This window comes from Sutterella parvirubra YIT 11816, from assembly GCF_000250875.1.
In the GTDB taxonomy this organism is placed as follows: domain Bacteria; phylum Pseudomonadota; class Gammaproteobacteria; order Burkholderiales; family Burkholderiaceae_F; genus Sutterella; species Sutterella parvirubra.
This window is the reverse complement of the sequence record NZ_JH605019.1, coordinates 11,123-21,439: the sequence shown is the minus strand read 5'-3', so window position 1 is coordinate 21,439 and position 10,317 is coordinate 11,123. Positions and strand designations below refer to the sequence as shown.

The 10,317-nt window shown below is 65.4% G+C and carries 7 protein-coding genes and 1 pseudogene; 3 read left to right on the top strand and 5 right to left on the bottom strand.

Going from position 1 to position 10,317, the window contains the following annotated elements:
* The first annotated feature begins 26 nt into the window (after nt 1-26).
* Together HMPREF9440_RS09980 and HMPREF9440_RS09975 are read left to right on the top strand one after the other, a co-directional pair.
* Entirely contained in the window at nt 27-689 is a 663-nt protein-coding gene (locus tag HMPREF9440_RS09980; protein WP_008543898.1) for a TorD/DmsD family molecular chaperone, read from the top strand.
* Nucleotides 690-939: 250 nt separating this feature from the next.
* Complete coding sequence (locus HMPREF9440_RS09975; protein WP_008543897.1) at nt 940-2,124, top strand: porin; 1,185 nt, start codon at nt 940-942, stop codon at nt 2,122-2,124.
* Nucleotides 2,125-2,291: 167 nt separating this feature from the next.
* On the opposite strand, the gene HMPREF9440_RS09970 is transcribed toward HMPREF9440_RS09975, so the two are convergent.
* The 5 genes from HMPREF9440_RS09970 to aroD all read right to left on the bottom strand — a co-directional run bounded on the left by HMPREF9440_RS09970 (nt 2,292) and on the right by aroD (nt 9,342).
* The gene (locus tag HMPREF9440_RS09970; protein WP_008543896.1) at nt 2,292-3,452 is read right to left on the bottom strand and encodes a porin; all 1,161 of its coding nucleotides are present in this window, start codon (nt 3,450-3,452) and stop codon (nt 2,292-2,294) included.
* 990 nt (nt 3,453-4,442) lie between these two features.
* A complete protein-coding gene (locus HMPREF9440_RS09965) occupies nt 4,443-5,234 on the bottom strand; it encodes an FAD-binding oxidoreductase (RefSeq protein WP_008543888.1) in 792 nt (263 codons plus the stop codon).
* A gap of 607 nt (nt 5,235-5,841) precedes the next feature.
* Nucleotides 5,842-6,432, bottom strand: coding sequence for an autotransporter domain-containing protein (locus tag HMPREF9440_RS11080; protein WP_008543885.1), 591 nt, complete (start codon nt 6,430-6,432; stop codon nt 5,842-5,844).
* 37 nt (nt 6,433-6,469) lie between these two features.
* On the bottom strand, nt 6,470-8,269 hold the full coding sequence (locus HMPREF9440_RS09955; protein WP_008543883.1) for an FAD-dependent oxidoreductase: 1,800 nt from the start codon (nt 8,267-8,269) through the stop codon (nt 6,470-6,472).
* Nucleotides 8,270-8,415: 146 nt separating this feature from the next.
* Nucleotides 8,416-9,342, bottom strand: coding sequence for a type I 3-dehydroquinate dehydratase (gene aroD, locus HMPREF9440_RS09950; protein ID WP_008543881.1), 927 nt, complete (start codon nt 9,340-9,342; stop codon nt 8,416-8,418).
* Nucleotides 9,343-9,614: 272 nt separating this feature from the next.
* On the opposite strand from aroD, the pseudogene HMPREF9440_RS11315 reads away from it, so the two are divergent.
* Nucleotides 9,615-10,317, top strand: a pseudogene (locus HMPREF9440_RS11315) (hypothetical protein); the annotation flags it as partial.

The window sequence follows — 10,317 nt, the reverse complement described above, 5'->3', positions numbered from 1 at the left end:
ACATTTGAGTAGGACAAGGACGCCCCATGACCCAACCCCTGAACGACCCCACCTCCCCGACCGCAGCGGATCTGCGCGCAGAGATCCGTGACGAGAGCCTCGCCCGTGCGGCCGACATCCTCGACGCGCTCTCGCTCTTTTGGCGGGGACGGCGCCCCGAGATCTGGTACGCCGCCTGGAACGACGTTTGGGCGGGCGTGACGCCCGACGGGAGCCCAGCCGAGACGACGCCCGCTCCGGGGCTCGACGCCCTGGAGGTGGAGCGCGCCTTCGCGAAGTGCTTCTATGGCGTGGGCGAAACGACCATCCCCTTGGCGCAGAGCTGCTGGGAGACGCCCGAGGGCACCTACGGCGGCCGCGCGGCGCTCGCCTGCACCGAGCTCTACCAAAGGTTCGGGCTCAAGACGGACGGAGAGGACCATCTCCCCGACGACCACGCCGCCGTGATGCTCGCCTTCGCGGCGAATCTCCTGCGTTGGGGCGAGTGGGAGACGCTTGCCCGGTTCCTGCGACACGGGCTTCTCACCTGGTGGCCCAAGGTGACGGAGGCGCTCCGGAGGACGCCCGAAGGCGCCGTGCTCCTTCCCGTCGCGGTGGCGACGGAGCGCGCGGTGCGGGCTGCGCAGCTTTGGACGGAGGACGCCGAACCGGGAAAGCCCGGCCGCTCCGAAGAAACCCCGACCGACTGACGACTCACGCCGGCTCCCGGGGCCTGCGCCGACAAGCGGGACCGCCCCGTCAACCCCGTCAGTCCCTTCAACTCATTTCATCACACCAACTCTGCGCGCCCCGCGTTGCCCGACGGGGCGCCTGGAGGGGGCGGCTCTGTCTCGAAAGACCCGAGCAGCCGCCGCCCTGAGCCCACGCGCCGGAGACGCACGTCCCGCCCGGCATGGGACAACTCAGACCCCAACACACCACAACCCGGAGACCATCATCATGACCATCCGCCACAAACTTCTCACCGCTTCCGTCGCCTCAGCGATCTCCGCCGTCGCGGGCTTCGCCCCCGCCGCCCACGCGGCCGACGTCACTCTCTACGGGAGCATCGACACCGGCATCCTCTTCCAGCGCGTCGACACCGACCGCGCGGGCGAAGACGCCCGAAACAACGTCAAGATGAACTCCAGCTCCCACACGCCCAACCGTTGGGGGCTCAAAGGCGCTGAGGATCTCGGCAACGGCCTCGCCGTCGGCTTCAACCTCGAAGGCCAGTTCGGGAGCGACGACGGCTCCATGGTGAACGGCCGCCTCTTTCAACGCGCCGCGCAGGTGTGGCTGAAGTCGGACGCCGCCGGGACCTTCATCGTCGGGCGCTCGGGGCAGCTCCGAAGCGGGCTCGGCACGACCGGGATCTTCGCCACGAAGGTCGCGCCCTTCAGCCTCTCCTTCGGCGAACACATGGTCGGGCACAAGTGGCTCGTTCCCGGCCTTTGGGCCTCGGTCGACAATGCGCTGACGTGGCAGTCGCCGGTTTTCGCAGGCTGGCAGGTCCACCTCCAGTATTCGGGCCAGGTCGATCAGGTGAAGGCGAGCGACTACGCGGTGGAGTTTGAAAACTCCTCCGACCGCCTCTGGGGCGCGGCTTTGACCTACACCGGCGGACCCGTCCATGCGGTCCTCATCGCCGACAGCGTGATGTATTCGGACGAAAAGGCGGACTACGACGACAACCTCACGGTGAGCGCCGCCTTCACGTACGACTTCGGGCCGTGGACGCTGATGACGAGCGCCTTTTGGTTCCAGGACGCGAAGGGCTCGAACTTCCTCGGTCACGCCGACATGAAGGACGTCTGGACCAAGGACGCGGCCGGGAACGCCGACCCCGCGACCTACAAGGGTTATGCGCTGCAGGTGGGCGCCCTCATCGATGCGGGCGGCGGCACGGTGAAGGTGAACATGGGCTGGATGGACGCGAAGGTCGACAAGACCTACTACGGCTTCGACGCGGACCAGGTCCTCGACACCGAACGCTTCGGCGTCGCGGCCGCCTACTTCTATCCGCTTTCGAAGCGCACCCAGGTCTACGCGGGTGCGGGTTGGACGAAGGACAAGAGTTCCGTCGTGAAGGGATCCGACCCCTCCGCCTGGGAAGCCGTCTCGGGGCTGGTCGTCTGGTTCTGAGGGTTCTGAGGGCCGCGGCCGGTCGGCCCAACCGAGGAACGGACGAAACGGGCGGCCTCCCCTGTGGAGAAGCCGCCCGTGAGGTTGGATTCCATCCGTGACCCGGGCCGAGGAGGAAGACTCAAGCTCCCGGCCCGGAGGTCACGTCAGGCACCTGGCCGAAGCGATCAGAAGTTGTGGACGAGACCGGCGGCCACGTCGAAGCTCTTCTGCTGGAGCTTGTAGTTCCCGTCGGAGCGGACACCGTCAACCTTGCGGTCGCGGTAGCCGGCGCCGCAGTAGAGCGTCGTGCGTTCAGACAAGCCGTATTCGTAGCCGACCGAAGCCGTCCAGGCCTTGGCGTCGTAGCCCGTGTCCTTGCCGTCGTGATCGATCTGCGCGTCCATGTAGCCGATGCCGACCTTGAAGTCGCCGCCGAGGGCCGCGAAGGCGGTGCCGACGTGCACGCCCCAACCGGTCATCGTGTCGTACTTGGTCACCTGGCGTTCTTTACCGAAGTCGCCGATGATGCCGGCCGCGTCGGCCGCATCCTGGAAGTACTGGACCGCGAGGAAGGCCTGCGCGACGCCGAAGTCGTACGAACCCGAGAGGTTGTACGTGAAGGCGTCGTCGACGGAAGCCGTGTCGGTGGCGTCAAGCTTCGAAGCGTCCTTGTTCGTCCAGTCGACGAGAGCGCCGATGCCGACGGGGCCCACCTGCCACTGCGCGCCGATGGCGGCGTAGCGGTCCGTGCCGGACTTCAGTTCCTTGCCGTTTTCGCCGAAGGCGTACTGCGCGTAGACGAAGCCGCCCGCGAATTCGGGCGAGACGTACGTGACGGTGTTGTCGCGGACGTCTTCGAAGTTCGCGAACACGGCGGAGTGGCCGGTGATGTTGTCGCCCCAGCCGGTGCCGAGGGCCGACGCCTGCGCACTGTAGAAGCCGACCGAGCCGGTGTCGCCGACGACGGCGCCCATGCGGCCGAAGTAGACGGAGCCGAAGCCGCCCGAGACGGCGAGCGAAGCTTCGCGGTCGAAGATCGTGCCTTCGGTGGAGAGCGAACCCGAGTCGGCTTCAAAACCGTTTTCGAGGCGGAACGTCACCTTGAGGCCGTTCCCGAGGTCTTCCGAACCCGTAAGGCCGAAGGCCGAAGCGGAGTTCGTGCCGGAGGCCATCGAGAAGGAGTCGTCCTTCACCGAGTCGGCGCCCGTTTCGGTCGTCTTGGCGTGGTTGTAGACGAAGCCGTAGTCAACCGTACCGTAGAGCTGAACGTCGGCGGCCTGCGCGGAGAAGCTCACGGCGGCGAAACCGGCGAGAAGAGCAGTCGAGAGAATCGTTTTCTGGAACATGACGGTGTTCTTTCCTTTGTCGTTGTGTCGGGTAGTCCGGGGCCGCATCGCGGGGCCTGTCGAGCTGTCTAGCGTTCGAGCGTGCATGCGCTGCGGCGCGCTGTCGGATGGGCGGATTGTGCGCCATCCCCGATGCGAATGACTACCGTTTCCATCGGACAGATTGACCGGCACCACCGGCAGGTTCCCGCTTCGGTCATGGTTCTTTGTCAGGGGAGCGAATGTTTCAGGATTGTTGCGTGCGAGCAAACAGCAACACTTGACCACCAAGCGCTTTATCCCTTCTTTGCGGGATGATCGTCAAAAATGCTGATGCGCTTCGACCACGGCCCGGCCTCCGGAGGTAGGCCCTGAGCACCGCACCCGCGAAGGCTTGAAGGGGTGCGGATGGGGCTGCGGCGGGGGTTGCCGGAGGGCGGCCCGGGGCCCTTCCCCGACCCGGTACCCGGGTCGGGCTTTGTCGGGTACGTATTCACCGAAATGACGATGAAGCGCCGATGAAGAAATCTTGAAGCGCCGGCGAAGAGCCCCACGCTCAAAACGCCCACAAAACGCCGACGGCCGCCGCAGTGCTCTTCTGCGGCGGCCGTCAACGGGACGGCCGGGGGTCGGGCTCTCGGCGTGCGTTCTCTCTCTTGCCTGCTTCGCGCGCGGCCGGCTGATCCTTCCGGCGGGCGCGCGGTGCTCAGCCGCACGATGTTGAGCTTCCCCCCATTCGGGCGGGCGGCGGGGCGCTTCTCTGCGCCGCCCTATGCACGGTTGCGGTTGACGCCTGCGGCTTGGTCCTCGGGCGCGGGGAGAGGCGGTCTTGTCCTCTCCTCACGCCGCGACGCACGCGTCGACCGTGGCGGCGCCGGGAACGGGTCCCGCGCTTCATGTGGTCCTCTTGTCCGCCTGGATTCAGGCCTTCCTACCCTCCTTTCGGGGTTTGGCGACGCGGGCGGCGGGGTCAGGCGCCGCCCGGGCGTCGGGGGGTTCAACGGTTCGGAATCAACGCTTCGCGACGTAGATCTGTTCGTGGATGCGGCTTTCCGGCACGTTCTTCAGGGCATGGAGCGCCTTCCTCACTTCTTCCATGCTCTTTTCCGAGCCGCAGAGGTAGAAGTCGGCGTCGTGCTCCAGGCACACCGCGCGCAGGAGCGAGATGTCGAGCTTCCCGTGCACGTCGAAGTCGCGGCCGGCGCGTTCGTCGTGGTGGGGTTCGCTGTAGAAGACGGCGAGGCCGGCGTTGGGGAGTTCGGTCATGAGGCGCTTCAATTCCTCGCGGAGCGGGAAGTTCGAGCCGTTCTTCGTCGCGTAGACGACGTGCACGCGGCGAAGCGGTTCCCTAGTCGCGATTTCCGAGAGGAGCGAGACGATCGCCGTGATGCCGATGCCTTCCGCGATCATGACGAGCGGGGTTTCGCCTTCGACGAGCGTGAACGCGCCCACGGGTTCGGAGACTTCGAGCGTGTCGCCCACGCGCACGTTCTGGCAGAGGTGCTGCGCGAGCTTGCCGGTTTCGCCCGTGAAGCGCTTCACGACGAGGCGGTAGCAGCCGTCCGCGGGCGTCCCGCAGAGGGTGAAGGCGCGCGGCGCGTAGTCGTCCGTGCGGATCCCGATGCTCTGGCCCGCCTTGAAGTCCGGCATCGCGCCGTCTTCCGGGACGAGGTTGAAGCGGATGACGTCTTCGCATTCGGTCTCTTTGTTCAGAACCTTGAAGTTCTTCCAACCCGTCCAGACGGGCTTCTTTTCGACCGGCTTCGCCTGCGATTCACCGCTGCCCCAATGCAAACCGAACATGATGATCTCTCCTCAATCTATCCCGTTGTAGGTAATTCTTTCGACGGTGCGTTGTTTGGTCCTGCACACCTTTCGGACTAATAGTACCTACGAAAAATCGACTAGGGCGGCGGGTTCCGGTGGCCTGCGGGGCGATTCCGAACGATTTCTTGACCTGAGGCCCACCCGGGAGAGGTCCTTACAAATCGGGGAGACGCGCCCACCCTTCCCGATCGTTTTGACGGCCGCGCCGTGAAAACCGTTGAGGGATCAGGGGTTTATGAGGCGTCCCTTTGGGATGGAGGCATCACCCCCAAGGGGTAGTTTGCGGAAAGGCTACCTCTCCTGAGGTAGGACAGGTCTTCGTTCGTCACTTTTCTCGACGACATTCAAAAATTTGTGTTGCCTTGCGTCCGCCGCTTTTTCATACGCAATTGCACGTAGGACCAACCACCGAGACTCGGGTTCTAAGGGGGCGGCGGAGGGTGACGGCGGAGGCCTGAGCATGATCGATTCGGGCAATGGATGCAGGCAAAGCGAACCCCTCGGAGGCCTGCGCCCGAACGAGGGGTTGGAAGTGTTTGGTTGAGGGTTGTGCCCGCCGGCCGTCCCGGCGGGCACACTGCGATCAGAACGCGTGCCGGATGCCGACGTTCCACCTCCAGTTGGTCTTGACGTCGCCGCCCGTCGTGCGCTCAAGGCTCAGGAAGGCCTTCGTGGCTTCCGTGAGGCTGAAGCTCGCGCCCGCGCCGAATTCGGCGTAGGTGTCGCCTAGGTCTTCCTTGTAGCTGTTGACCGCGGTGTTGAGCCGCGCCGTCGCTTCGACGTCGCCCTGGAATTCGTGGAGGAGCCGCACCTTTGCGTACACCGAGCCGCGGTTGTTCGCGAACTTGTACCCCGCCCGCGCGCCGATGTCGGCGAGGAGCGAATCCATGTTTTCTTCCTCGTACTTCACGCCGTTCTTCAACGTATAGCTGTCCCCGGCGATCCGCCCGTAGGCAAGCGTCACCATCGGTTCGACGTAGGCCCGATCGGCGATCGGAAGGTACCAGCCGAATTCCGTCGTGAACCCGAAGGCGTTGTTGTCCTCTCCGGACGAAAAGAAGCCGGAGGGGCCGCTAGGACCCTTCCGGCGTACCGAATGGAGGAGAGATGTCGTTCTTGTTCTTATGGGCCCGGCATGACCGGTGCCGGGCGAGGAGCCCTCCCCTGCGGCCATCGGGGGACAACCGTCGCGGGGAGGTTGGAGAGAAGGATTACTTCCCGGCCTTGATCGCTTCGGCGATGCGGTCGGCGGCGAACTTGCCGGACGTGAGCGCCCAGCCGACGTTCGCACCGGCGGGCGAGTCGTCGCCCATCACGCCGCCCACGAGTTCGCCCGCGGCGTAGAGGTTCGGGATCACCTGACCGTTCGTCTTCACGATGTTGAGGTTGTCGTCCGTGCAGACGCCGCCCATCGTCGTGGCGAAGCGGGGCTTCTGCTCAACGATGTAGTAGGGGCCTTCGGCCGAAATCTCAGCGTTCATGTACTTGGCGGGACGGTCGAAGTCGGCGTCCTTCTTGGCCTTCACGAACCCGTTGTAGCGGGCGACGGTGGCCTTGAGGTTCTCGGCGTTGACGCCGGCCAGTTTCGCGACTTCTTCGATCGTCGCGGCCTTCACGAAGAGGGGCGCGTTCTTGCCGTTGTCGGCCAGGTACTTGTCCGCGTCTTCGTGCGAGACGCCCGTTTCAGGCAGACGCTTGTAGAAGCCTTCCCAGGACTTCTGGTCCATGAAGACGTAGGCCTGCTTGTTCGGGGTCTGGAGCATCGGATCGAGAATGTGGCGGTTCGAAGCCTTTTCGTTCACGAAGCGCTTGCCGTTGACGTCGACCAGGATGCCGGCCTGATCGAACGCACCCACGTTCGCGTAGATCGTGGACTTGGCGATGCCGGGCGCGACTTCGATGCCGTTCGGGTAGCGCTTCCCGTACTGGAGGAGCTGGGTCTTGGCGTCGAGGGACTGCGCCATGCGCAGACCGTCGCCGGTGGAGGAGACCGGGCCGTAGTAGAGCGCGGCCTTGAGTTCAGGCGAGAGCATGTCCTTGTTGGCGCCGTAGCCGCCGGTGGTCAGCAGCGTCTTCTTCGCGCGGATCGTGTAGGCCGTGCCGTTCGCGTCTTCGGCCTTCACGCCGACGACCGCACCGTCTTCGACGATGAGTTCGGTCACGCGGGTCTGGTAGAGGACCTTGGCGCCGTTCCCGGCGATGACTTCGCGCAGGTGCTGCGCCATCGTCTTCGCGCCGCCTTCGAATTCAAGGGCGCGCGGGTGCGAGTATTCGGCGAGGAACGGGAGGTCGTTCGGGATGAACTTGACGCCGACTTCCTCGTGGAGCCAGTCGATCATCGGACCCACGTTGTTCGCGTAGATGCGAAGCTTCGAGAGGTCGTTCAGGTTGTGGCCGTTCGCCTGGAAGTCCTTGATCATCGATTCGGGGGAGTCTTCCGTGGAGCCGAAGGCCTTCTGGAGCTTCGACCCCTGCGCGACGACCTGGCCGCCCGAAATCGAAGCGGCGCCGCCGATGAAGGGCATCTTTTCGACGAGGATCGCGTCGAGCCCGTTCATGCGGGTGCGGATCGTCGCAGACATGCCGGAGCCGCCGCCCCCGACGATCACGACGTCGGTCGTGAGCTCTTCATTCTTGGCGGCCTTCTTGACGGCGACCGGAACGAGGGTCGCGGGGTCGACGCCCGCCTGCTTCACGCAGTCGGCGACGGCGTTGCGGATCGCGGTCGACGTGATCGTGGCGCCGGTCAAGGCGTCGATGTTGGGGGACTGCGCGTCGACGATCTTGGAGGGGAGAATTTCCGCGGCCTTGGAGCCGATCCCTTCCGTTTCCGTCTGCTTGACGATGTTCACCTTTTCGATGCGGTCCTTCGAGAACGTGACCTCGACGACGACCGGGCCGTGAATGCCGGCGGCTTCGGCCGTGTACGTGCCCGCCTTGAAGGCGGGGGAGGCCCAGGCGGTCGTCGCCATGGCGGCGAGCGTGGCGAAGGCGATCATGGTGCGTTTCATATGAATGTTCCTCTCATTCGAAAAGCTGGCGGGGGACCTCTTGGAGCGTCTGGATCAGCCGCCCGTGGGTTCGGGACCCCCTTTGGGGTTTCAGGGGTGTTTGTTCGGGGTGTGTTTGGAGAACTCTGTGCCGAAGCCTCGGAGACTTACGGGTTCATCGCCTTGTGCAAGGTTTCCAGAACCGTCTTGCAGTCTTCCAAGGGGATCTGGCCCGGGGCGGAAGCCTTGCCGCCGACCGACGCAAACGTGAGATCCGACCCGAAGCCTTCGCCGGTGATGCGCGTCAACACGCCCGCCGCGCCCATCGCCATCGTGAGCATGGGCTTTTCGGTGTGGTAGTGGCGCATCTTGGCGGTGGCCATCATGACGGTGAGCGCATCTTCGGGCGAGTGGGCCATCACGGCGATCTTGAGGATGTCGGCGCCCATCTGGTCTTCGAGCATCAGACGGCGCATGATTTCGGCTTCGTCCGGCGTGAACTTGAATTCGTGATCCGAGATGATGACCTTCACGCCCTTGGCGTGGGCTTTCTCGACCAAGCGCTTCACCATCGCGGCGTCGCGGAAGAGCTCGATGTCGATGATGTCGGCGCGGCCGTTCTCCAACACGGCGTCGTAGACCTTGCCGTAGTAGTCGTCGTCCGCGATGAAGGGACCGCCGTCGGTGCCGTTGCGAAGCGTCACCAACACCATCTTGTCGCCCGCGGCTTCGTAGGCCTTGGCGGTGGCGGCGGCCATTTCAGAAGGAGCGAGCTTGCCGAGGTAGTCGATGCGGACTTCGACCATGTCGAGGGCTTCCAACTTCGCGAAGCCCTTCACCGTGTCGACCAGCGCGTCCGTCGTCTTCGCGGTCGTCGGGGCGATGAGGCCCGGACGGCCCCCGCCGATCGTGCGACCCTTGATCGTGAGCGGCTTCGCGGCACCGGTCCCCCAGCCCTTCACGACGTTCTTGGTGTCGACCGGACGGGTCTTCTCACCGAAGGCGTCCACGACGCTCGCGGCGGCTTCGTGGGTGAAGGCGACGGTACCCGCGGCGATCGTGGCGGCGGACTGGAGGAATTGACGACGGTGCATGGTCTGATGTGCCTCGTGCTTGTGTGTTTGGTTCGGAGGGAGAGCCGTCGGCGTGGTCGCGCCGGGCGGTCTTCCTTGGGGCGTCGGAGTCCGGTGGTTTCCGGACCCCTGCGGCCGGCTTGGATTTGTCTCGGGCGGTGCGCTCGGTGCGCTTCGGGAGGGTCTTCGCCCTCCTCCATCCGCCGGAATCGAATTCTGACGATCCGCCCCGCTTCCCACTACCCCCGAGCGGGGGTAAGAAGTGAAAACCCCGGCTCTGTAGAATTTGACGCATGCCGACCGACCAACAGAAAGCCCTTTTTGAGGCCCCGTTTCCCGCCGCGGACGCGACGTCGTCTCTGCGTCCCCCGGAAGCCCCGCAGGCGACCGACGCCCGGGCCGCTTCGGAGGGCGTTCGTCCTGAAGGTGCGGAATGTGGTGGAGGTGTCGGCGGCTTCGACGGCCTCCCCCGCGCGCAGGTGAAGCTCCTGCGGCGCGTGCGGCGGCACTACCGTCAGATGGCGCGGGAGCGCGCCCGGGAAATGGCCCGAGATAAAGTCTCGGAGATCACCCGCCCGTCGGAGTCCTCCTTCCTCTGGTCCAAGGCCTCTCCCGCGAAGAAGCTCCTCTGGATCGCGATCTTCACGGCGGCGCTCCTGGCACCCCTGAGGGAAGCCCACGGGGAAGGCGCCGGCCTGAATTCGCCGGATCCCGTGAACCCCGCGCGCCCCGTGGGCGTGATCACCGTCCCCGCGCAGCCCGACGCCGTGTCGGGGGCGACGACGTCCGCCGAAGGCGTTCAGGACAACCGGCCGTTGATCACGGTGGCGCTTCTGGACACCCTCATCAATCCGTTCGACGCGATGGACCTCCAGGCGACGGTGCGGACGATGTCCGAGATGACGCCGCAGTACCGCTGGCGCACCGTGACGGTGAGCGCGGCGGAAGCCGCGGACGACGTCGCGCGCGTGAAGCCCGACTTCATCTTCGCGCCCG

Coding starts and splice junctions, on each gene's coding strand:
- HMPREF9440_RS09955 (WP_008543883.1), bottom strand. CDS start 8,269: ATGAAACGCACCATGATCGCCTTCGCCACGCTCGCCGCCATGGCGACG.
- HMPREF9440_RS09965 (WP_008543888.1), bottom strand. CDS start 5,234: ATGTTCGGTTTGCATTGGGGCAGCGGTGAATCGCAGGCGAAGCCGGTC.
- HMPREF9440_RS11080 (WP_008543885.1), bottom strand. CDS start 6,432: ATGGCCGCAGGGGAGGGCTCCTCGCCCGGCACCGGTCATGCCGGGCCC.
- HMPREF9440_RS09975 (WP_008543897.1), top strand. CDS start 940: ATGACCATCCGCCACAAACTTCTCACCGCTTCCGTCGCCTCAGCGATC.
- aroD (WP_008543881.1), bottom strand. CDS start 9,342: ATGCACCGTCGTCAATTCCTCCAGTCCGCCGCCACGATCGCCGCGGGT.
- HMPREF9440_RS09970 (WP_008543896.1), bottom strand. CDS start 3,452: ATGTTCCAGAAAACGATTCTCTCGACTGCTCTTCTCGCCGGTTTCGCC.
- HMPREF9440_RS09980 (WP_008543898.1), top strand. CDS start 27: ATGACCCAACCCCTGAACGACCCCACCTCCCCGACCGCAGCGGATCTG.